Origin of the sequence: Maritimibacter sp. 55A14 (genome assembly GCF_003122205.1) — a bacterium.
Classification (GTDB): Bacteria; Pseudomonadota; Alphaproteobacteria; order Rhodobacterales; family Rhodobacteraceae; genus QEYE01.
The window spans coordinates 43,892-64,979 of record NZ_QEYE01000019.1 but is presented as its reverse complement, the minus strand read 5'-3'; the positions used below and the strand labels follow the sequence as shown (position 1 = coordinate 64,979).

Annotated in this window: 19 protein-coding genes and 1 tRNA gene; 8 read left to right on the top strand and 12 right to left on the bottom strand. The window is 61.8% G+C overall.

Going from position 1 to position 21,088, the window contains the following annotated elements:
* Positions 1–48 precede the first annotated feature (48 nt).
* The 5 genes from DDZ14_RS15070 to DDZ14_RS15050 all read left to right on the top strand — a co-directional run bounded on the left by DDZ14_RS15070 (position 49) and on the right by DDZ14_RS15050 (position 3,099).
* Positions 49–819, top strand: a complete 771-nt coding sequence (locus DDZ14_RS15070) for an HpcH/HpaI aldolase/citrate lyase family protein (protein ID WP_109425817.1) — start codon at positions 49–51, stop codon at positions 817–819.
* Between the two features lie 120 nt (positions 820–939).
* Complete coding sequence (locus DDZ14_RS15065; protein ID WP_109425800.1) at positions 940–1,305, top strand: helix-turn-helix domain-containing protein; 366 nt, start codon at positions 940–942, stop codon at positions 1,303–1,305.
* A gap of 199 nt (positions 1,306–1,504) precedes the next feature.
* On the top strand, positions 1,505–2,158 hold the full coding sequence (locus DDZ14_RS15060) for a LuxR family transcriptional regulator (protein ID WP_109425799.1): 654 nt from the start codon (positions 1,505–1,507) through the stop codon (positions 2,156–2,158).
* 81 nt (positions 2,159–2,239) lie between these two features.
* Positions 2,240–2,896, top strand: coding sequence for an acyl-homoserine-lactone synthase (locus DDZ14_RS15055; protein WP_109425798.1), 657 nt, complete (start codon positions 2,240–2,242; stop codon positions 2,894–2,896).
* Complete coding sequence (locus DDZ14_RS15050; protein ID WP_109425797.1) at positions 2,893–3,099, top strand: hypothetical protein; 207 nt, start codon at positions 2,893–2,895, stop codon at positions 3,097–3,099. Before DDZ14_RS15055 ends, DDZ14_RS15050 begins: the two co-directional genes overlap by 4 nt.
* A 339-nt stretch (positions 3,100–3,438) precedes the next feature.
* Here the strand turns inward: DDZ14_RS15050 and DDZ14_RS15045 are convergent, their stop codons facing one another.
* Positions 3,439–4,005, bottom strand: coding sequence for a cell wall hydrolase (locus DDZ14_RS15045; RefSeq protein ID WP_233252604.1), 567 nt, complete (start codon positions 4,003–4,005; stop codon positions 3,439–3,441).
* A gap of 164 nt (positions 4,006–4,169) precedes the next feature.
* Here DDZ14_RS15045 and DDZ14_RS15040 point away from each other — a divergent pair, with 164 nt between their 5' ends.
* Positions 4,170–4,553 (top strand): winged helix-turn-helix domain-containing protein, encoded by a 384-nt coding sequence (locus tag DDZ14_RS15040; protein WP_233252603.1) that lies wholly within the window; start codon positions 4,170–4,172, stop codon positions 4,551–4,553.
* Between the two features lie 343 nt (positions 4,554–4,896).
* On the opposite strand, the gene DDZ14_RS15035 is transcribed toward DDZ14_RS15040, so the two are convergent.
* Entirely contained in the window at positions 4,897–6,066 is a 1,170-nt protein-coding gene (locus DDZ14_RS15035; RefSeq protein ID WP_233252602.1) for a Xaa-Pro peptidase family protein, read from the bottom strand.
* Positions 6,067–6,216: 150 nt separating this feature from the next.
* Between DDZ14_RS15035 and DDZ14_RS15030 the strand changes: the two genes are divergently transcribed.
* A tRNA-Ser gene (locus DDZ14_RS15030) sits at positions 6,217–6,306 on the top strand.
* Between the two features lie 314 nt (positions 6,307–6,620).
* On the opposite strand, the gene DDZ14_RS15025 is transcribed toward DDZ14_RS15030, so the two are convergent.
* The gene (locus DDZ14_RS15025) at positions 6,621–7,118 is read right to left on the bottom strand and encodes a very short patch repair endonuclease (RefSeq protein WP_109425796.1); all 498 of its coding nucleotides are present in this window, start codon (positions 7,116–7,118) and stop codon (positions 6,621–6,623) included.
* 67 nt (positions 7,119–7,185) lie between these two features.
* Here DDZ14_RS15025 and DDZ14_RS15020 point away from each other — a divergent pair, with 67 nt between their 5' ends.
* A complete protein-coding gene (locus DDZ14_RS15020) occupies positions 7,186–8,685 on the top strand; it encodes a DNA cytosine methyltransferase (protein WP_109425795.1) in 1,500 nt (499 codons plus the stop codon).
* Here DDZ14_RS15020 and DDZ14_RS15015 read toward each other — a convergent pair whose 3' ends face one another.
* The 9 genes from DDZ14_RS15015 to DDZ14_RS14970 all read right to left on the bottom strand — a co-directional run bounded on the left by DDZ14_RS15015 (position 8,686) and on the right by DDZ14_RS14970 (position 20,255).
* On the bottom strand, positions 8,686–10,788 hold the full coding sequence (locus DDZ14_RS15015) for an AIPR family protein (RefSeq protein ID WP_109425794.1): 2,103 nt from the start codon (positions 10,786–10,788) through the stop codon (positions 8,686–8,688). It lies immediately after the preceding gene.
* Positions 10,789–10,791: 3 nt separating this feature from the next.
* A complete protein-coding gene (locus DDZ14_RS15010) occupies positions 10,792–11,775 on the bottom strand; it encodes a PD-(D/E)XK motif protein (RefSeq protein ID WP_109425793.1) in 984 nt (327 codons plus the stop codon).
* Positions 11,768–14,530, bottom strand: a complete 2,763-nt coding sequence (locus DDZ14_RS15005; RefSeq protein ID WP_109425792.1) for a Z1 domain-containing protein — start codon at positions 14,528–14,530, stop codon at positions 11,768–11,770. The genes DDZ14_RS15010 and DDZ14_RS15005 overlap by 8 nt, the downstream gene beginning before the upstream one ends.
* Entirely contained in the window at positions 14,527–16,005 is a 1,479-nt protein-coding gene (locus DDZ14_RS15000) for an ATP-binding protein (protein WP_109425791.1), read from the bottom strand. The genes DDZ14_RS15005 and DDZ14_RS15000 overlap by 4 nt, the downstream gene beginning before the upstream one ends.
* A gap of 330 nt (positions 16,006–16,335) precedes the next feature.
* The gene (locus DDZ14_RS14995) at positions 16,336–16,755 is read right to left on the bottom strand and encodes a hypothetical protein (protein WP_109425790.1); all 420 of its coding nucleotides are present in this window, start codon (positions 16,753–16,755) and stop codon (positions 16,336–16,338) included.
* A 220-nt stretch (positions 16,756–16,975) separates the two neighbouring features.
* A complete protein-coding gene (locus DDZ14_RS14990) occupies positions 16,976–18,286 on the bottom strand; it encodes a recombinase family protein (RefSeq protein ID WP_109425789.1) in 1,311 nt (436 codons plus the stop codon).
* Positions 18,283–18,735 (bottom strand): DUF2924 domain-containing protein, encoded by a 453-nt coding sequence (locus tag DDZ14_RS14985; RefSeq protein ID WP_109425788.1) that lies wholly within the window; start codon positions 18,733–18,735, stop codon positions 18,283–18,285. The genes DDZ14_RS14990 and DDZ14_RS14985 overlap by 4 nt, the downstream gene beginning before the upstream one ends.
* A 265-nt stretch (positions 18,736–19,000) precedes the next feature.
* Positions 19,001–19,225, bottom strand: a complete 225-nt coding sequence (locus DDZ14_RS14975; RefSeq protein ID WP_109425787.1) for an AlpA family transcriptional regulator — start codon at positions 19,223–19,225, stop codon at positions 19,001–19,003.
* Between the two features lie 148 nt (positions 19,226–19,373).
* Entirely contained in the window at positions 19,374–20,255 is an 882-nt protein-coding gene (locus DDZ14_RS14970) for a hypothetical protein (protein WP_109425786.1), read from the bottom strand.
* Positions 20,256–21,088 lie beyond the last annotated feature (833 nt).

Below are 21,088 nucleotides of genomic sequence, written 5' to 3'. Positions count from 1 at the left end.
CTGCCAAGCTCTATCCGGAACATCCGCAGCCCGACAGAGGAGATGCTCATGCCTGCACCCGTCAACCGCCTGAAGGCCGCGCTGGCTGCGGGGCGTAGGCAGATCGGACTCTGGCAGGCGCTGGCCAGCCCCGCAGCCTGCGAGATCTGCGCCAATGCCGGTTTCGACTGGCTGCTGCTCGACGCCGAGCACGGGCCGAACACGCTGACCACGCTCCAGGCCCAACTCCAGGCCATGAACGGCAGCCCTGCCAGCGCGATGATCCGTCCGCCCGTGGGGCAGGACTGGGTGGTCAAGCAGATGCTGGAACTGGGCGCGCAAAGTTTCCTGATCCCGATGGTGGAGACCGCCGCGCAAGCCGCCGACGCCGTGGCGATGCTGCGCTATCCGCCGGAGGGGCGGCGGGGCGCCGGCGCGGCGCTGGCGCGGGCCTCGGGCTATAATGCGCAGGCCGATTACGTGGCCACGGCCAACGCGCAGATCTGCACGATCGTGCAGGCCGAGAGCCGCCGCGCGCTGGCCAATCTCGACGCAATCCTGGCGGTGGAGGGGGTGGACGGCGTCTTCCTGGGCCCCGCCGATCTGGCTGCCGACATGTCGCGCGACGGCCCGGTGGAGCCCGCCGCGCTCGACGCCGCGCTGGAGGGCGCCATCGCCCGGATCGCGGCGAATGGCAAGGCGGCGGGCATCATCGCGTTCGATTCGGACCGGGCGCGGCATTACCTCGGTCTGGGGGCGAAACTGGTTGCCGTGGGCAGCGACGTCACAATTTTTGCACAATCCGTGCGAGATCTCGCCGATCTGCATCGGGACGGATGACGTAGCATAAAGGTCGCCTTGGGCGTCCAGGGATTCGCGTCGGGGTTGCATGTCGCGGCCCGTTTTGTAATACTTTTTACATTCTTGTGAATTGGGGGCGCGTCATTACGCGAGGGAACAATGGATAATATTGATACGCTTGTCGGGGCGCGAATAAAGGAGCGCCGTCTGGCCGTCGGCAAATCGCAACGCGACCTGGGCGACGCGATCGGCGTCCGGTTTCAGCAGGTCCAGAAGTACGAAGCCGGAAAGAACCGCGTAAGCTCTTCCAAGCTATGGGAAATCTCGCGCGTTCTGGATGTGCCGATCGGGTATTTCTTCCAGGACTGCTCCAATCCCTCGACGGGGGTCAGCACGCCAGAAACGAGGTTCGAGGGCGATCCGATGGTCGATGCCGAGGCGCGGCAACTGGCCTCCGCCTTCCTCAGGATGCCGGACGAACGCCGCAAGGCACTGCTCAACCTTGCGCGGGTCATGCGGGGCTGAGTCGCGCGCCGGCCGGTACGGGCCGCGCATCCCACGATCAAGTGATTAGGCGGTACGGGCCCGCGTTGTAAAACTGCGCCCTGTATGTTTGCCTCTTCGACGTGTATCTTTTTCACCCGACAGATACTTGGAACATGGGAAGCCGGCGATTTCAGAACTTATTGATCTCAGTGCAGTTCCAGGATCCGATGACAGTTTCATGACTTTCATCGGCCAGCTTTGCGAGCGGCTGGAACTCGATTATGCGTCCTATGCCACATTGAATCCGGTGTCCGGGACCGTTCAGGGATACGCGAATTATCCGGATCAGTGGAAACTGCATTACATGTCCCACGAAATGCACCGTTTCGATCCGACGCTCCACATGTCGGCCCGAAGCATCGCGCCCGTGGACTGGAGCCGTTTCCGGAAGGACGACAAGTTTCACGCGGTTTTCGGCGCGGCCAGCGATTTCGGTATTTCCGCCCAAGGGTTGAGTGTCCCGGTCCGCGGCCCTTTCGGCGATTGCGGTTTGCTGAATGTCACGCGCGATTGCAGTGCCGAGGAATGGGGCAAACTGCTCAGGCACATCGCCTCGGACCTTCAGACATCGGCCGTGCATATCCATGATGCGATCATGCGATCCGACGTGCTCATGCGGTCGCTTCGCCTGCCAAAACTGTCGTCCCGTGAGACGGAAATATTACAATGGACAGCCGCCGGGAAGACACAGACGGAAATCGGTGATATCCTCTCGATTTCGTATCGGACGGTGGAGGTCCATCTTCGCTCTGCACGCGAAAAGCTCGGGGCGTTATCGACCTCGCAAGCGGTTGGCCGGGCAATTGGACTAGGCTTCATCAGACCGTCGTGAACGCCCTCTACGGGATTTCCCTAATAGCCCAGCGTTGAATTGTCCCCGATCCTGTCTTCCAGGGGTAAACTGGAGAGACAGATGATACTGATAATTGACGCTCTGAACGAGGCTCAATATCCAAACACTCTGGATGAAGTCTTCAAGCTGCGGGCACGTGTCTTCCAAAAAAGGTTGGGGTGGGACGTGAATGTTGAGGACGGGCGCGAGCGCGACCCATTCGACGACCTCGACCCGGCGCATGTCGTCAGCATCGACGATTGGGGCCGCGTGGTTGGCTGCATGCGTCTTCTGCAGACGACCGGTCCGCATATGCTGGCGGACGTGTTCTCGCCGATCCTGGGCGGCGAGCCGCCCTTGCGCAGCGCCACAATCTGGGAGGCGACGCGATTCTGCGTCGATACCGGGCGGCTGAGCACCGGGCGGGGGCGCAACTCGATCTCCTACGTCACCAGCGAAGTCATGCTCGGTGCGTTCGAGTACGGGATGAAGGCCGGCATCAAGGACGCAGTGGCAGTGATCGACCCGATCATGGACCGGGTGATGCGCCGTTCGGGCAATGCGCCTTACGACTATCTCGGCGTGCCGACACCGATGGGCAAGGTCACGGCGCTGGCGGCGCTCATGGACTGCTCGGAAGAGCGGATCGCGCGTATCCGGGCTTTCTCGGGCATTCACCACGATGTCTTCCTTCCCGAGGATCATGTCGAGGCAGTCAAGAAGGAGTTCGCGGCATGAACATCATGGTCGATCACTCCGAGAGGCCGGAGACGGTCAGCAAGGACGCCCTGGCGCCCCTGATCTCGAGTATCGAGAATCCGGCGCTGCGGGAATACTGCTCCGAACAGTTGGCCGCATCCGAAACACAGAGCGAGATCGACGCCACGCTGCGTCTGGTCTTCGAACTGGTGCCGATGCCGGCGCAGCCGGTTCTCTGCTGAGCCGCGCCGCCGCCGTGGGGCGGCAGGTGTGACAAGTGGAAAAGAGACGGGCGCGGGCGCGGCGGCGTGGGTTCACTCTCCCCGTTGGCGCCCGTTCCGTATCCGTTGCGGTGGCGGACCCGCCCGGACGGTCCAGCTCCAGGGCCGCCAGATCCGGAATCAGCCGGATCCGGCCGGCGTCGATCATGCTGGCCACATCTTGCTTGGCTCATTGGCGGTGCGAGTCGGGCGGAAAACGTGCTTCCTCCGGGTCGGGTGGATCAGGATGCGGTTGGTATCGTGCGTCCCGCTGACCACCGGCACTTCCCTGGTCAGATCGCGCGCCGGTTTGGCCGCGGGTTAATTGGATTCGGTGTCGCCGTAGAAGACGTGGTTGCCGATCTGTGCCACCTGCGGCAGCGACTCCGTCCAGCCGGGCGAGACGGAACGCGCGTGGTAATAGACCGCGCCTTCGGTCAGCCCCGGCAGACCGGATCTCAGCAGGTAGCGGGCCAGCCGCAAGGCGCGTGAAAACGCCTTGGGTTCCCGGATGTCCTCGGGTTCGCCGTCGCAGGTATAGCTGAATTGGCAGGCATGGCGGCGGCCGGTGCCCTGGTGGATCACTTCGCAGACCGTGTCGGGAAAGAGCGGGCTCGCCGCGCGGTTCACGATCACCTCGGCCACTGCGATCTGCCCGAGTATATCCTCGCCCCTTGCCTCGAAATAGAGCGCCTCGGCCAGGCAGTCCTGGGCCGGGATCGTCTCGACGCCGCCGGGCAGCGCGTCGAGCCATGCCAGATTGAATTGCGGCCCGGATCCGTCGGGGCGCGAGGCCTCGATCTCGCGCGGCGCGCGTGCGGCCAACAGTGCCGCGGCGGCCAGCACGGCAAGCGCGGCAAGGATCCAAACGATCCGCTTCCTGTCCAACGGCATCTCCTTATCTGCCTGGCACGGCGTCGCGCCGGTGCCCATATTGCCCTGCTTTTCCGAAAAGCGCAAAGCCGGGCATTTGCGGCCGTCTCGGGGTCGCAGGTTGCCGGGGCGCACGATCCTGCCTAGCATCGCGCATCGCAGCGGGGCCGGAGGCGCGGATGACGGGAAACGGGCAGTCAGGGCAGGGTGGCGCGCGGCTGCGCCTGCGGGTGATCCTGGGCAGCGACACGATGCTGGGCCCCGGAAAGGCGGACCTTCTGGAACAAATACGCGAGAGCGGGTCCATCGCGGCGGCGGGCCGCGCGATGGCGATGAGCTACAAACGCGCCTGGATGCTGGTGGAGGCGATGAACGCCGCCTTCCGGGAACCGCTGGTGGCGTGCACCCGCGGCGGATCCAGCGGCGGCGGCGCGACGCTGACACCAATGGGCGAAGCGGTGCTCGGCCACTACCGGGCGCTGGAGGCGCGTGCCGCCAAGGCCGGCGCGGCCGAGATCGCGGCGCTCCGCGCGCTTCTGGCCGACGGCGCGGCGCGGGAGTAGCGGTTGCAATCGGCGGGTGCGGCCGCAAAAATTTCCGGTCAGACTTATCGCATGCCCCCGGGTCCGTTCATGCCCCTGTCCCGCGCTATCCGCGACCTCGTGCACCACGCTGCCCTCGTCGCCGAGGCCCTGGTCCCGATCGCTGCCTCGCCCGGCCCGGCGCGCACCGGCGAGATCCGGATCTAGGCGGCCTCCGGCCTGATGACCTCGACCGGCGCGCTCTGCAATCTCTGGACGCCGCAGACGGGGCACGAACTGCGCCCGGCCTTCGCGGTTCTCGGCTGTGGTCTGGCGATCTCAGCACGCCCCCTTTTCCGGGGAACAACTTTCCGAGAAATCGAACCTAGCGATCCACCAGCAGGATGTGGCGCGGAAAATGCGTCAGGTATTCCGCGCCGCCTTCCGTCACCACGATGCTGTCGCCGATCCGCCCGCCGAGCCGGCCATCGACCGAGATGCCGCCATCCACCGCGAAGGTCATGCCCGCCCGGAGCGGTGTGCGGTCGCCATGCTTGAGCTCCGGCGCCTCCAGATAGGACATGCCGATGGAGCGGCCGGTGCGGTAGCCGGTAGCAAAGCCGTGGCGGGCATAGACCTCGTCCGCGGTGGCGGCGACCTCCTCGGCCAGCACGCCGGGGCGGATCGCGGCGATGGCGGCCTGCTGCGCCTCGATCGCCGCCTCCTGCACGCGGGCAGCCTCCTCGCTGATCTCGCGGATGAAGAACATCCGGTCGAAGCCCAGCTTGTACTGGCGGAACTGCGCCATGTTGCAGAAGCAGAAATAGACCGGGTCGCCGCGCTCCAGTCGCTTCACGCTGGCGCGCCGGTGGACCATAGATGTGTCGCGCCCGGACTGCATGATCTGGAGGTTGTGGATCATCGGCGAGATAAAGGCGTCCCAGCCCCTGTCGGTCAGGAACCCCGCCGCGGCGCGGGTGCCCGCGTCGATCACCGCCAGCGCGGCCTCGTATTCCGGCGCGCCCTCGGCCAGCGCGCCCTGGGCCGCCTCCATCATCGCGCCCGCGATCCGGCCGGCCTCGCGCATCACCTCGATCTCGGCGGGTGACTTGATCATCCGCATGGCGCCGAGGATCGCGCCCACGTCATGCAGCGTCTCGCCCGGCCGCTGGTCGTCGAACCAGTTGCGCAGCAGGGCGGGCAGGCTGCCGCGCTCCACGCCGATGCGGCCCGGTGCCTCGTCCAGCAGGCGCGCGAGCACGTGCTCCCAGCGGTTGTCGCCGGCATCCTCCCAGGTCTCGATCCGCTCCACCCAGGTCATCCCGGCGACCATTTCGCTTTCCATCAGCGGCGTGACCACGACCGGCTCGGCATCGGCGCGCAGCAGCAGGAAGGTCGGGCGGCCGAACTCCACCGAGAGATAGCCCCAGAAACCTGCGAGCCAGGCGATGGAGGCCTCGTCGGTGATCAGTGCGAGGTCGATCCCTGCGTCCTTCAGCCGTGTCTGGAAACGGGCGCAGCGCGCGCGGGCCTCGTCAAGCATGTCCTTCTCCATCGTGATATTTCCTCCGGCCGCTCCGGTCCCGCGCAGAGCCTAGCATGCGGGCAGGGGCGGGCTGGCCGGAAAGCGACCCGGGAAGGCGCGGAAAGGGTGCTTTCCCCTCTTGCGCAAACCGGTCATCCGATTGTATGACCCCCGCACTGCGGAGAGGTGGCCGAGTGGTCGAAGGCGCACGCCTGGAACGCGTGTAGGCGGGAAACCGTCTCCAGGGTTCGAATCCCTGTCTCTCCGCCACTTGCCCTCGCGAAAGCGTTCTCCCGATCCGGCTGCGGCCGGATTTTTCCTTTGTTCTCAAGGGTTATGCGGAACGGGCTGTTTACCTGCTTTGGCGCCAGGAGGCCCGAAAGCAGTCTCTCATGGCCGATATTCTCTGGACCTCATGACTGCACCGATTTGGTGAATTTCTTTCAAGCCTCTGAAAAGGCAATGCTTCTCGCGAGCGTCAGCTAAACACTTCGACGCCAGTGGCGATCGTTGAGAAGGAACAGAAATCGAACTCTCAACGGCGGCTTCATAGCCTTGCTAGTCTTTCTCTGGGCCAGGATTGATCAGCCGAAAGGGCTGACATCCTTGTTTTCTCTTGGGGGTGCCGAAACCTCGCGTTCGCCGAACTCGAGCGTGTCAGTCTCGGTGAGTAGCCAGGTTGAGAGCCGGTCGGCGGCTATGGCGACTTGTTCCGGCTGTCGCAGAGCACACTCCCAGATCGTCGCCACGCGCCAACCCGCTTCGAGCAGCGCTACCCGAACGGTGATGTCCCGAGCAACGTTAGCCTCGAACTTTGCCTGCCAGAACTCCGCGCGCGTCGAGGGGGTGGTGGCGTAGCGGCATCCCTCATGCCGATGCCAGAAGCAGCCGTGCACAAAGACGACGGCGCGATGCTTGGGAAGGACCAGGTCGGGCCGTCCTTGGAATTTCCTCGAGTGAAGACGGTAGCGGAAGCCGCGTGCGTGCAGGGCTCGTCGAAGCGCCAGCTCAGGCTTCGTGTTTTTTCCCTTTATCCCTGCCATCATGCGGGACCGGGTTTGCTGATCCACGATATCTGTCACGTGCGTCCTGGCGTTCTTCCTGGAACTTGGTATACACCGGCTGTATGGAGTTCGTCAGGAGCCTGATTTGCCGTCCACTTTCGGAATCGTTGATCTGTTCGCCGGTCCAGGCGGACTTGGCGAGGGGTTCACTGCCGTAGGTCGCGAGGGTGACGGCGAGATGGAAATCCGCCTGTCCGTCGAGCGGCAGCCCATTGAAGTCCGGACGCTCAGGTTGCGCGCTTTCCTGCGCCGATTCGAGGACGGGTTTCCCAAGGCCTACCACGATGCCCTGAACTCCGGTTCTCCGATGCCTGATTGGTCTGAACTCCATCCCGCCGAGTGGAAGGCCGCCGAGACCGAGGCGTGGCAGCTCGAACTGGGTGCCGAGGGAAGCTTCGAGCTGATTTCGGACACCCTCGACCGGACGCGAGAGGAATTTCACGGGAACACGATTCTTATCGGGGGCCCCCCCTGCCAAGCCTACTCACTCGCAGGACGATCCCGAAACCGAGGCAAGCAGGATTATGTGCCGGAAAAGGATGAGCGACATTATCTCTACCGTGAATACGTTCGCATCCTCGACCGCCTGCGCCCGGCTGCCTTCGTGATGGAAAACGTGAAGGGCATGATTTCTAGCCGGGTCGATGGCGGCGGCATTTTCCAGCGTGTCCTTGAGGACCTCGCCGGGGCCGGCGAGGGCTATCACCTTCTTCCTCTCGCGCAGTCGCGCGGCGCCGACCCCTTCAAGGGCACGGACTTTCTCGTCCGCGCCGAAGACCATGGTATCCCCCAAGCACGCCATCGTGTCTTCGTGGTCGGCCTGCGGCGCGACATCTCCCCGCCCTCGGATGGGGGGCCGCTGCTGCGGCGGCCGGGGACAGCAGTCTCTGTACTCGACGCGATCGGGGACTTGCCGAGGCTGAGAAGTGGCCTGAGCCGGGAGGATGATGTGGAGGCGTGGCGCGACGCGGTGCTGCGTCAGGCCGGCGCAATCCTCAAGTCGCCAAAGGTGCCGCAGCCGGTTCGCGACCGTTTGGGCGCCTTGCTGACCGATGGGCTCGCGCGCGATAAGCTGCGGTGCGATCACAGGCGGACAGGCAATGGTCCGTGCGTCGATACCGAGCTGGCTGATTGGTTGGCCGATGACAGGCTTGATTGTATCCTGAATCACGAGACCCGGGGGCATATACCGGAGGACTTGGGTCGCTACCTCTACGCGGCATCACATGCCGAGGTGATGAGGGCATCCCCGAAGCTATCCAGTTTTCCCGAATTCCTTCAGCCCGAACACCGGAATCGCGCGTCAGGCGATTTCGCGGATCGGTTCCGAGTCCAACTCGGTCATCGCCCATCCAGTACTGTGACCAGCCATATTTCCAAGGACGGCCACTATTTCATTCACCCTGATCCGCGACAGGTCCGTTCCCTGACAGTGCGCGAGGCGGCGCGGCTACAGACTTTCCCGGACAACTATTTCTTATGCGGTCCGCGCACGGCCCAGTATCATCAGGTCGGCAATGCGGTCCCACCGTTCTTGGCGCTTCAGATCGCACGCGTGATCCGGGGCCTTCTAACGGGTAACTGATTACTCTCCGACCTCAGCCGCACGTGCCTCGAAACCGTCCGTCTCGAGTCTTTCGAGAACTTCCATGGCGATTACGCATTGTTTTTCGGATGGAAGTCGGTCGGGTCTCCTGCTGCAGGTCTCGAGTATCCCGACCTCCATTGGCGTCACAAGCCGATGCTCCTTGCCCCATTCGAGAGCACCTTTCCAGAACGCCGGCCCGAGCCTGACCACCGTCGCTTGGGCCTCGATTCCGGAAGTTAACGCCTTCTTCTTCCGCTCATCATCTACCACGGTCGCAGCTTCGGCTGGTGTAAGCAGGTAGTCTTTCAGGTCGGATGGATAATCCAGTTCGCGCTGTTGCATCTGCGCCCAGCAGGCCTGCTTCTTCGCCCATTCACTCATGTTCCGGACACCCTCGGGCGGATGGGTGATGACATCATGGGCTTCCGCCGCTGCAAGTAGGAAGGCATCTTCGACCGGGCCAGGAACCGTCTGCTGTCGCCAGATCCGGTCCAGATCGACCAACTTGCCCCGTTCTTCTATATCATGGGCGAGCTTGGCTATCGAATAGGTCACGATGTTTGCCCTGTATCCACCTTCGTACCAGGGCTGTTGCGGCACGGTTTTCTCGAGTCGGCGAAAGATGATCGCTTTTGCGATCATCCGCTTGAACCACGTCTCGTCAAAGCGTGCGTCAGATTTCTTCCACTCCTTGGCGATCTCCTTCTGGAAGGCTACGAAGTTCCTCTGCGCCCCCTGGCTGACCACATGCGGAAGCCCCGCCCACGAGTTCTCAAACTTCGCAAGGTCTGTCTTGGTGAAGTACTGCGGACGGGGATATTCGAGATCGAACTTCTTTCGTTCTGCCTCGGTGCGACGCCCGCGTTCATCCGGATATTGCCCGCGCGCCCGTTCGTAGAACCACTTTGTCTCCTGATAAGAGCATTCGCCCTTGGGGGCGAGAATGCGTCGGGAAAACTCCTGCAAGCGCATCTGAAACGGATGGTTGGACGCCAAGTCGGCGTCGTTCACCTTGTTCTGGCTGTTGGCATAGAGTGAGATGTTGGGGATCACCTCTTCGGCTGTCTCTGGCGGAACGACATTGAGCTTCATCTGGACATAAACCTCGTCCAGACGCGCCTTGGGGCGTTTCGGGCGCTGCCTGCGGGATGCGTGGATGGACGCTGTGGTCTGCCCACCATTCACAATCTGAAGGTTGTCGGCGGATACGAGAACGGGCCCATGCTCGGTCTGTCTGATCTGCACATTATCGGCGGTGGCCGTTATGCCGTTGTTGTAGGCGAAGAACATCTCGGGCTGGTCCTCGAGGGTGTCCCGGATGCCCCGGTTCACCTTGCCACGCGCTTGGAGGAAGCTGCGCACATTCGCTTCGAGTAGGCGGGTTCCCCACTTCTCGTAGATTTCGCCCAGTTGGCTGCCGCGTATGACAGCTATATAGCTTTCGAGAGCCGCATCGCCCATGGATGCCCTGAGGACCGGGATCGCGCCGCCGAAATCCTTCTCGAAGTCGATCAGAAGATCCTCCCGGGTTTGCCCCGACCGGACGTACTTCTCGATCCGTGCAAGATCCCAGACGGTATAGGTCACTGGTTTTTCGTCGATCGTACCTGCAGGGAGGCCATCGGCCTTGGCGCGCTTTTCTGCGTTTGTCACGACGATCAGTTTTATCTTCGCGATGCTCGACCAAGTAGTCGCGATAAGATCAGACAGCATGAAGCCGGGGCTTGTCTCTTCGAGTTGCTCACGAAACTCCTCGTCCCGGGCATGCCGTAGGAAACCGACGAGCCGATTGAAGCGGGACTTCAGATCATCCGCCCTGAACAAGCGCACCTCTTCGCTCGGCGAAAAGTCACAGAGGATCAGGCTGAGTATTCCCTGCGCTTCCCGTGGGTCGCCGCCATATCCGTGGATCTGTAACGCCATCCCTCGCCGACCGGTCCCTTCGAAGTAAGCGTAGTCCGCACCATCCAGCTCACCGGCCTCGGTCAGGATGTCGCCCATCTTCTCGAAGAAAGCTTCGGTTGTATAGGTTCCACCAACATCCGCTTCACCCTGGATGTCGGCGATTAGTTCGCGGTGAAATTCCTCCAATTCAGACATTGATCAGCCTCCCTGCGTGTCGACTGAAGACTGCGTTTTGCATATTTTGGCCAGAAATGCCTCATCCTCGATGATAAAATCTGCGCACGCGTCCAGAGCCACGGAATACCTGACATTCAGGACGCCGGTCGCGACTGGCGCGGATATGCGTGGAAACCCGTCTTCTACCCGGAATGTCGACCGTTTTCCGACCGTCCACCGCCGGTCGCTGTAGTCGTGTTCCCAGTCGAAGCCCGTAGCCGCCAGAAGACGCTCCCATGCGCCGTAGCCCGACATGGTCGCGTATCGGTAGATGTCCTCGACCACTTGCACATGATCCGTGAGTGTCATGCCCTCGGGCTTCACCGCCGCATCGACATCATGGACCAGCAGGAAGACCTCTGCCCCGGCAACGTCGGCCAGCTGATCCGCCGATGAGATCTGCACTTGCGGTCGTGCCGCGCCTCTACGTGCCTTGACCTCGACGCACATTCCGTGAAGTTCGAAATCCTTGGCGCCATCCTCAGGCCCGCGCCATGCCTCGATTGCCGCTTCTGCACCAATCTGGGCGCACAACAGCTGAAGAAACTGCAACTCGCCTATCAATCCCCTCTGTTCTTCGAGGCTCAACCGGTCTGAAGATCCGCCTCGCAAGAGATGGTGCCAACGAAGTGTTCGTCGCACCGCACGATCAAGGGCTTCATCGGCAGTCCCGCCCCGCTCACCGGCCGAGACGATGTCGAGACAGAGATTGGCGAACAGGTCCGTCTGCTCGGGGTCGCGAAGGGCCACGATCAGAGCGTCGCGTGCTCCGAGTTTCCGGTAGCCGATATCGAGGCTCCTGATTTTCGGCAGTGGCAGGATCCGCTCTGTCTTCTCTGGAAGAGCGAGCGCGAGCGCAACATTGTCGTTCTCCACGACTGCCCAGAAGAAGTCATGGCGACCTCGCTTGTCAATCCGGCGCGCCTCATCAAAGGCGAGACCACTCCAAGGATTCGTTTCAGACATCTTCCATCTCCGCGTCCTCGTCGAGGTCATCATCTCCGAAGAGTTCGCGTAGCATCGTAGTGTTCATGACATACTCGACCTTCTCATCCGGACGTGACGAGACCGGGAAACTGATCCCGAATGCAACAACCGGTTTCTTCGGAAGAAGGTCAGCGAATCTCTCGGGCGTCTCGGTCTGGTCAGGCAGTCTGACTGCAATGAGGAACAATACGAGAAGCGGCTTCCTGCGTGCCCTTCTGTAGATGTGATCCGGAAAGTTGACGTTGCCGCTGCCTTTGAGATTGTGAGAGGCAAGAAATTCTGCCTCAGCGCGTTCTGCGTCCTCTGCCGCGACGCCGATCTTCTCGACCCCACGGGAAGCGACGCGCGCACGGCGCCCACTGATCGACAAAATGCCGTCCTCGAGACGCTCGACCCCGATGCTACGCTTGGCCGGACCGATGGGCCAACTGAGTACATCGCTGGTTTCCTGTTTCTCGCTCACGCTGGCAATGAAGACGTCCCACTTGTCGAGTTCATCATGGGTGCGTTGAGCAATGTACTCGCGAAGTGGAGGAATCGTGGTTCCCACGCTTTCGCGGGCGTTCCGGAATCGGATCAGGAAATTGTCGATGTAGGCGACCTCCACATCTTGTAGCAGGTAACCACCTTGGCATTTCGTCTTACTTGGGTCATGCCCCTCCTCGCGCAAGGCGGTCAGAAAGTCCCGTGCGGCACTTCGGTTGCTATCTAGAACCTCCCCGTCGTTGTGGAGCTTGTGCGTCTCTACATAGCCGTTCGAAAGGCCGATTTTCACGTGCTTCTCACCCGATCCCAGCTTGTTCCGAGCCGTGACTAGCAGCGACGAAGGATGGCTGCGGACCGCAAGCCCGAACTGCAAGGGTGTCGCCCGGTCCCGCTGCATGCGCCGGAGTTCCTCGTGTAGTTCCTCGGTCGCCTCGGCGATGTGGGCATACCAACCGATGGCCTGCGGCGGCATCCATATCCGGCACAGGTCTTCATAACCGCCGCGGTAGCCGAACCAGCGCCCCATCTGCATCAGCGTGTCATACATCATGGAATTTCGCAGGAAGTAGGAGACTGTCAGTCCCTCGAGGGTAAGGCCGCGCGACAGGGAGAAGCCACCGACGGCGATTACCGTCAATCCGCGATCGCCTGCTGCGGAATAATCGAGGTCGTTGACGCGGCTGTTGACCTCGACGACCTTGGCCCCACTGATCGACTGGAGAAGCCGATCCTGGATCTCGTTCCAGTCGGGCCATTCGTCGTGGAACTCGGCGGCCCATGTCTTCCGCAAGGCCGCAATCTCCGGATCACGATGGCCGCGCTCTCCGAGGGAGGCATTGATGCGGATGGAGTCCCGGATCGTGTCAAGGACTTCTTGGAGCCGGTTGCGAATGAGACCCTGCATCCGGGTGAAACGGCTGGCATTCACTAGCATCGATGCGTGCTGATTGGCCTGTCCGCGCAAGTCCCGGATCGTACTCGCAACAAGGAAGGCGCGGAGCGCTTCGATCATGCTCTCGGGTATTGCGACGAGCTCGTCATCCTTCCCGTGCTTGATCGGCAGCACATCCTCGTTGTCGGTGATGTTGCGCAGGTAACACGGTTCCTCGTCATCCGGCATGCCATCGAGGAATACCTTCCGCGGTCCGAAGTAGTTGTTGGGGGCATCGAGACCGATGATGAAGTCGCGCGGAAAGAGGTCTTCCTTTTCCATGGCTTCATCCTGTTCGGGATCGATGAAGATGTTGGCGAACGGTGTCGCGGTGTACCCCACATAGCAACTGCGCCGGAACAGACCCAGCAGTTCGCGAATCTGACCGTTGATTCTGGAGACCTCACTCTTCCCGTATTTGACATTGATTGAAGCGTTGTCCGCCTCGTCATCGATCAGCAACATTGGCTGATCGACCATCTCCGACGAGTGGTTTGCACTATGCTCGCGAAGCCATTCGGTCAGGTTCCGCAGGGTATGCATGTTCTTTTTGATAACGAGCACCACCGGAACAGCATAGGAGGCGATCTGGCTCGTATTCGAAGTCGCCGTCGCCTTATTGAAATCCCTGATGGTGTTGGTGAGGCTGACGGGCGTGAACCTGTCATCGAATTCCGCGACTCCGATCAGTTTGGGTTTTTCGCGGGTTCCCAGTTGCGCAAGACGGCCGGTGTCGCGCCCAATAAAGCCCTCATCGATCCGCCCTTGGGTCTGGTTGCGCAGGTTGTTGTGGATGCCGGCGATCACTATGATCAGGCGGTATCCGGCGTCGGCGGCCTTGCAGACAAGACCGGTGTAGTTAGCAGTCTTTCCACTCTGGACGTGCCCGACGACCATGCCCTTGCGGTCCCACGACCGTTTGTCTCGCGGGTTTCCAAGGCGACCGAGTATCGTGTCCGTGACTTGGGCTGTCCCGTAGATTACATCCTGCGGCAGTTTGTTCTTGAACAAGAGCTTCTTGTAGCGGGACCAGTAGTACCAAGGGTCGGATCCACCCTCGATCTCGGATCGGACATTCTCGAGCCACGGCTCAAAATCATCGGCCGCCACCACAAGGGATCCCAACCCCATGCTGACGCCGATCCGTTCCTCGATCTCCCGTGCGAGCATCTCGGCATCGTCATCGGTGACATCCGGGAAAATCGGAGCGTGCCTGACAGAGGAGATCAGCTCGCGGATCCCCTCTGGGGTTCGTCTGGCACTGTCTGCAAGCCCTTGGGACACCATGTTGTCGAGCATGTCGAGCTGGTTGGTCATTCGTGTTTCTCCTGCTCGAGAAGTCTGGCGAGTACTGGTTCGACCCTGGCCCATTCCTTGCGAAACATTTCGGTGGTCTTCAGCATCGAGCGCACACCGGCCTCAGAGATCCCCTGTTCAAACAGATGCGGCACCATGGACTGCAGGGCCTGCTCCAGTGCATCAATCTCGGCATCCGCAGACTTGACAGTCTCGGCCTGTCCGAACAGGTCAGCATGCAACGAGTCCACGGGCAGTCCCGCACCGACAAGCGCGATGCAATTTCTGAAGTCACGCCGGAGGTCTTCAGGAAGACGCTCCTCGAACTCGAGCAGCGTCGGGTGGCCGGAATTCGGCTGATAGACGATTGCCCCATCCTTGATCAGCCGTTGCCACATGGGCGCACGGGTTTCATCGGTCAATTTCTGGCCGCGCTGGCGGTATGTCCTCCTGGAGGTCTGGACAAAGCGCTCGACGATCCTCTTTAGCCGCTCTCTGACTGAAGGTGGGAGCTGCGCCGAGGCCTTCTTGACATCAATTTTCCAGTCGGCATCCATCGTATTCGGGATATCCACCCGAATTCTGCAGAGCTTGGTCAGTTCGGTCTGCCTCGCCAGCCCAAGCCAGCTGCCACTTATGATCAACCGGTCGCCTCGATAGATATAGAATCCTTGAGACCTGAGATGGCCTTCGGGTCCGCCGAGCTCCTCCCACTCGTCCCGCTTCATCGCCTTGTGGTGTGGAATGGTGAAGCTCTGGAAATGAACCACACCGTGCGCAAGGTGTAGTTCTTCTGGCTCATCAATTTGTGTCTTTGGGTGCTTTGATGCGAACGGATCTATCGGTTCCAGCACGCGATCATTGATTGAGATCGAAAGCCCACCCTTGCCGGTACGCTCCATGAAGCGGTGGAAGACGATCCTCAGATGTCTCTCAGCGCCCGCCAGCGCGCTATTGATGTGCTGCGCTCGTTTTTGGGTATCGTGCCGATATCCACCATCGACCCGATCAAGCTTTTCCCAAAGAACAAGGGTGCCACTTTCCCGCAACAGATCCGCTTGGGGGATATCGTCGTGCTGGTCAATCAGCGAGATCTCCCAGCGGTCCGTCGCGGCAACCTCATCGAGATCCCATCGGGCTCCAACTACTTCGCCGCCCTTTCGCGACACTACGGTCAATCTGCGGCATTGAGAAAAACTGGCGCTCTTAAGGCCCAGACCAAAGCGGCCGAGGTCGGATAGCTTCCTTTTCTCACGCGGATTCTTGCTGCCAGGCCGGAGCGCCTCGATCAATTCCGCCTGATCCATGCCGCAACCGTTATCCAAGATGGCAATCGACGGCTCGTCACCAATTGTATCTGCAAAGATGCGAACGGTGGATGCGCCCGCAGTTATTGAATTATCAATGACATCAGCAAGTGCAGTGGGCAAGGAATACCCTATATCCCTGAGGCTCTCGATCAATGCCGAGGCCCGCGGAGTGGCATCCGCTTTCATCAGGCTGTCACCCTTCAATGAAATTCGACCCTCCTAACGTGCCTATAGCCAGTCTGCACCGGTTACGGTGATAATCTGCAGACCGCGCAGCCGACTCGTTGAATCGTCCTTGGGAAACATTGAGGCCAAACGGAGGCTTAATCATGCGTCGAACCCCATCAAATATTCCCGGCTGAGAAGCACAACCTGCTGATCCGGCGGCTGTCTTGGACCCTAGCGGCGAGGTGCGCCGCGATCAATCGGAAAGGGTTGCGGCAGCACGCGATTATCCCAAGGATTGCCGTAGGCTCTACGCTACCGCGTTTGCAGTTATTCTCCCTTTGGCGCTGCTCATAACCTCAATGCCGAATTCTGCCGCTCCCACTCCACCGGAAACGGCTCCAACACCCGCGCCAGCGTCACCTCCGGCCCATGTCTCCCGTCCAGGATCGCCTCGACGATGTCCGGCGCGAGCAGCGTCAGCCGCAACACGCGCGTCATGTAGGAGGGCGCGATCCGCTCGCGCTCGGCCAGTTCGGCGATGGTGGCGAAGTCGCCCGAGTCCAGCATTCGCTTCCAGCGGAACGCGCGGGCCAGCGCCTTGACGAGTGTGCTGTCGATCCTGCGCTCCGGTGGCGCGCCGTCCGGCAGCTGCATCTCCTTGCGCCCGCCGCGCTTTTCGACGCGGAACGGCACATGCAGTGTGATCGTGTCCGGTAAGGTGCCCGAGGCACGGCGTTGAGCCGATGCTGACCGTGCCGGCCGGGTCATCTCCCTGGTCCCTCCCGCTTCGGACGATCTTCGCCGGCCTTGAGCCGCACGGTCGTCGGGCGGTCGCAGTCCGCGCAATAGCTGTGCTCGAACACCGTCTCGAGCGCCCAGCCCGCGCCATCCGGATCCCAGCGCGCCCAGGCGTCCACCAGGATATTTTCCGACCCGCAAGCCGCACAACACGGGCAGGCGGGATGTCCGGAAACTGTTGCCGCGCGCATCATGCCGCCTCTTCCACACCGTCGGACCGCATCTCGCGGACCAGGCCACTCAGTCCATCGACGCGAAGCCGCAGCTCCAGCTCCTCGGTGCCGATGTCCACGCGCTCGACCAGCAGCGCCACGATCCGGGCCTGTTCGGCGGGGAAGAGTTCGTCCCAGAGCGGCTCCAGCAGCGTGAGCGCATCGCGCGCGTCGGCCTCCGTGATCTCCGCGTCCTGCGCCCGTGCCACCTTCCATGTGCCTGCGACAATCTCGGGCTGGCGGAACACGGCACGCAGCTGGTCGATCACCGCGGCCTCGATCTCGCCCGCCGGCACGCGGCCAACGGGGCAGGACCCGGCGCCGTGCTTCAGCACGGTCTGGCTGACATAGTAGCGATAGAGCTTGCCGCCCTTGCGGGTGTGCGTGGGCGAGAAGGCCGCCCCGTCGGGCCCGTAAAGCAGGCCCTTGAGCAGCGCCGGCGTCTCGGCGCGGGTGCGCGCGGCGCGCTTGCGCGGGCTCTCCGTGAGGATCGCATGGACCCTGTCCCAGTCCTTGCGGCCGATGATGGCCTTGTGGCGCCCCGGGTAGCTCTCGCGCTTGTGAGTGATCTCGCCGATATAGAGGCGGTTGTTGAGCATCCGGTAGAGGAACTTCCTGGTGATCGGCTTGCCCTGTTTCGTGGTGATCCCCCGGGCCTTGAGTTCGCGGGCGAGCAGCGTGCCCGAGCCGATCTCGACGAAGCGCTGGAAGATGTCGCGCACCTGCGCGGCCTCGGGGGCGTTGATCACCAGCTTGCGGTCCTTCACGTCATAGCCCAGCGGGGGCACGCCGCCCATCCACATGCCGCGTGCCTTGGAGGCGGCGATCTTGTCGCGGATGCGCTCGGCGGTGACCTCGCGCTCGAACTGCGCGAAGCTCAGCAGGATGTTGAGCGTCAGCCGGCCCATCGACGTTGTGGTATTGAAGGACTGCGTGACGGAGACGAAGGTGACCCCGTTGCGGTCGAACACCTCCACGAGCTTGGCGAAGTCGGCCAGCGCGCGCGAGAGCCGGTCGATCTTGTAGACCACGATGACGTCGACCAGGCCTTCCTCGACATCCTCCATCAGCCGCGCCAGGGCAGGCCGGTCCAGCGTGCCGCCGGAATGCCCGCCATCGTCGAACGCGTCGCGCACCAGTACCCAGCCCTCGGAGCGCTGGCTGGCGATATAGGCCTCGCAGGCCTCGCGCTGGGCGTGGAGCGAGTTGAACTCCTGCTCGAGCCCTTCCTCGGTCGATTTGCGCGTGTAGATGGCGCAGCGCAGCTTGCGTTTGACCTCTGCCATCATGCGCCCCTGATCTGGTTCTTGAGCCCGAAGAAGACCCAGCCGTTCCAGCGCGTGCCGGTGATGGCGCGCGCGATGGCCGAGAGCGAGCGATAGGGCCGGCCCTGCCACTCGTAGCCGTCGGCCAGCACGGTGACGACATGCTCCACGCCCTGCCATTCGCGGATCAGGCGCGTGCCGGTGATGGGCTTGCGGTCATGGCGGATGCGTCGCGTCATGCGGTCGCCGCCGTCGAGTTCCTCACCCAGCCGTTCCAGCCGCCGGATCGTCTCGGGCTTGAGCCCGCCATAGGCCAGCTCCTGGATGCGGTAGGCCAGCCGGCTCACGAGATACTTGCGGTTGAAGGCGGGCGGCTCGCTCTCGAAGAGCGCGCGCCACTGCGTCCTGAGCTCCGGCGTGGGCGTGGTCTTCAGCGCGGCCAGCCGCGCGGGGATCGGATCGGGCTTGCTCATGCGGTCCTCCGGGATGTGCCGGTTGCATGACCGCTCCGCCCGGACGGGAAGTGAAGCGAACTTTCTCTGGTTCCGTGCGATAGATCGCTTGACTGCCGGGCTCTCAGGCGGATCACGCCGAGCGCCAGGATCGCGCAAAGCTCGCGGCGGCGCTCGGCGGGGGTCAGGTGATGTGGCGAGAGCGGATTGGGGCGTCTTGCGGGGCCGCGTTCCGATCTCACCCCCGTCGCTGAAGCGCGTTCTGGACGGAACTGAGGGGCCGCCATCATGAGCCGTTTCCGCCGAGACGGTGTCCCTCTTCGAACGCGAGCACGTCGGCCATCCTGTACCGAACGGACCCGCCGATCAGCACATGAGCCGGCCCGCTGCCTTCGGTGCGCCAGCGCTGTAGCGTGCGTTGCGATATTCTCCAGCGGGAAGCCAGTTCGCGCTCGCGCAGAAAGCCGAATTCAGCCTCCTGCCCGATATGGGATATCCTGTCGTGTGTCATTCTTGCCCAGCCTCTGTTCTGAAAGGTTGGGGAGAAGACTGCCACATGCTCCGAACGGCGTAACGGAACACTCGGATTCGATCCAGAATAGCGCGAAGGCATTTTGAATCAAAAAGATAGCGTGCATCTGTTCGATCAGCGAACAGAGCTAATCTTGTTGCCAGTCATCCGGTATGAACGAAGCGCCAAGCCTCAGGTACTTGCGAACCGTATCATTCGATACCGACAGCCCCATCGACGCGGCGAGATCGGTGATTTCCTTGGGGATCGGACTGCGAGCCTGCTTAGGATCATATCCATAGTATTCGATCGCCATGGCGGTGAACAACTGCGCGATCGTGTCGATCTCCCTCCTGTCCGTGCGGGTGGCTGCCGCGGACTCGCTGATGGAGATTTCGCCACCGGAATGGTATTGACGGAGAAGGCGTAGAAACTCCGGATGAACCTCGAACTCCATACGCTCGACCCAGCGGAGAAAGCGCACGGGATTCACACGATTGGACGTTCCAAGTGAAAATTGCCGATCCAGTTGCTCGCGCCTGCGAACCAGGAATTGCAGTGGTGGCCATAATTTGGCGAATTCGCCCTTGCGGGGCTCCATGATGGACCTTTTCTCGAAACTGCCGGGTTCGATGCCCACCGACAGACACAGGAGTTCGTGGATCGTGAATCTGGCCATCCTGCTCCAGTAGTCGAAATCGGCAACGTGATCCGGATGACCAAGGCCACCCGCGTACCACGGCGGCATTCCACGGTTCATGCGCCTGATCTTATCGTCCAGAAAATCGCGCCAGTCTCTGAGCGTGCCTGGGAGCTCGTCCTGCCTTTCCCGGACGAGAACCGATATTTCTTCTTCGGTGTACTGCCTGAGCTTCTCGGTGCAGTCTGAAACGATACTCCGGCGTTTCGTGTCATATTTTTCGAGGATCGATGGATCATAAGGGCCAATCGTTTCGACGACCTCCGGTTTTGTCCAACCCAGCAGGTCGCCAAGCTTGGCCTTGAGCAGGTCCTGTCTTTTCTGATCCATCGTCATCTCTGCCTGGTTTAGCGTCGCGACCTAGCCTTCTAGGCTCTGGAAACATCTTGCATCGTGAGCGTCACGTTTGGCCATACCGGTCACCGCGAATCCGATTCACCAGTCCGGCGCCTGCGTCCTTGCGCGATCCTGGATGACTGGCGCATCTGTCGGCAGATGTCGCTGAATGTCATAAAATGACTATATTACAATATCTTGCGTGATTTTTTATACTTCATGCGCCGCTCACCACGAACGACCTGGTGGCTGAGTGGTCGGGATCGGTGGAGGGTTCGAACGACCGTGGCGCCGGTCCGGTCAAGGCACACCACGGGGCGGGGACGAATGCCAAACGCAGTCCGCAAGGCCGAAGCGTGTCCCCCGGCGCCAGACCCGGTGTCGTAAGTAGCGGCCGACCTCGAGGCGCGGGTCAGAGCGACCTCGAGGGCCTGAAGCGACGGGGTGGCTCCGGCCGGAACGGAACGCGGAGGGCATGGGAACCAACCCCGGACACGGGGCTGGTCGTCCTATGCCTTCGCTCAAGGGCTCACCAGCCGGAACAGGAACTGTAGAGTAAAGGGCGTGACAATCTGGAATGATGATCCGCGGCAATTGCGGCGGCCGCCGGAGAAATTCTCGCATGGCAACAGACAGCAATACGCGAAGTGGCACCGGTATCCCTTCCAGCGCCGGGTCTGCATGTCCTTGCCACGATCAGGAATCCGTGCCCAGAGAGATGCTGTCGTGCGCATCCGTCAGGAACATTTTTTTCATCTCGGTTGTTTTGCCAACGGGAAGTTGTATCGTTGATGCATATATGGAGTCCGGCACATGACCTTTGAGGG

Coding starts and splice junctions, on each gene's coding strand:
- DDZ14_RS15070 (WP_109425817.1), top strand. CDS start 49: ATGCCTGCACCCGTCAACCGCCTGAAGGCCGCGCTGGCTGCGGGGCGT.
- DDZ14_RS15065 (WP_109425800.1), top strand. CDS start 940: ATGGATAATATTGATACGCTTGTCGGGGCGCGAATAAAGGAGCGCCGT.
- DDZ14_RS15060 (WP_109425799.1), top strand. CDS start 1,505: ATGACTTTCATCGGCCAGCTTTGCGAGCGGCTGGAACTCGATTATGCG.
- DDZ14_RS15055 (WP_109425798.1), top strand. CDS start 2,240: ATGATACTGATAATTGACGCTCTGAACGAGGCTCAATATCCAAACACT.
- DDZ14_RS15050 (WP_109425797.1), top strand. CDS start 2,893: ATGAACATCATGGTCGATCACTCCGAGAGGCCGGAGACGGTCAGCAAG.
- DDZ14_RS15040 (WP_233252603.1), top strand. CDS start 4,170: ATGACGGGAAACGGGCAGTCAGGGCAGGGTGGCGCGCGGCTGCGCCTG.
- DDZ14_RS15035 (WP_233252602.1), bottom strand. CDS start 6,066: ATGGAGAAGGACATGCTTGACGAGGCCCGCGCGCGCTGCGCCCGTTTC.
- DDZ14_RS15015 (WP_109425794.1), bottom strand. CDS start 10,788: ATGTCTGAATTGGAGGAATTTCACCGCGAACTAATCGCCGACATCCAG.
- DDZ14_RS15010 (WP_109425793.1), bottom strand. CDS start 11,775: ATGTCTGAAACGAATCCTTGGAGTGGTCTCGCCTTTGATGAGGCGCGC.
- DDZ14_RS15005 (WP_109425792.1), bottom strand. CDS start 14,530: ATGACCAACCAGCTCGACATGCTCGACAACATGGTGTCCCAAGGGCTT.
- DDZ14_RS15000 (WP_109425791.1), bottom strand. CDS start 16,005: ATGAAAGCGGATGCCACTCCGCGGGCCTCGGCATTGATCGAGAGCCTC.
- DDZ14_RS14995 (WP_109425790.1), bottom strand. CDS start 16,755: ATGACCCGGCCGGCACGGTCAGCATCGGCTCAACGCCGTGCCTCGGGC.
- DDZ14_RS14990 (WP_109425789.1), bottom strand. CDS start 18,286: ATGATGGCAGAGGTCAAACGCAAGCTGCGCTGCGCCATCTACACGCGC.
- DDZ14_RS14985 (WP_109425788.1), bottom strand. CDS start 18,735: ATGAGCAAGCCCGATCCGATCCCCGCGCGGCTGGCCGCGCTGAAGACC.
- DDZ14_RS14975 (WP_109425787.1), bottom strand. CDS start 19,225: ATGACACACGACAGGATATCCCATATCGGGCAGGAGGCTGAATTCGGC.
- DDZ14_RS14970 (WP_109425786.1), bottom strand. CDS start 20,255: ATGGATCAGAAAAGACAGGACCTGCTCAAGGCCAAGCTTGGCGACCTG.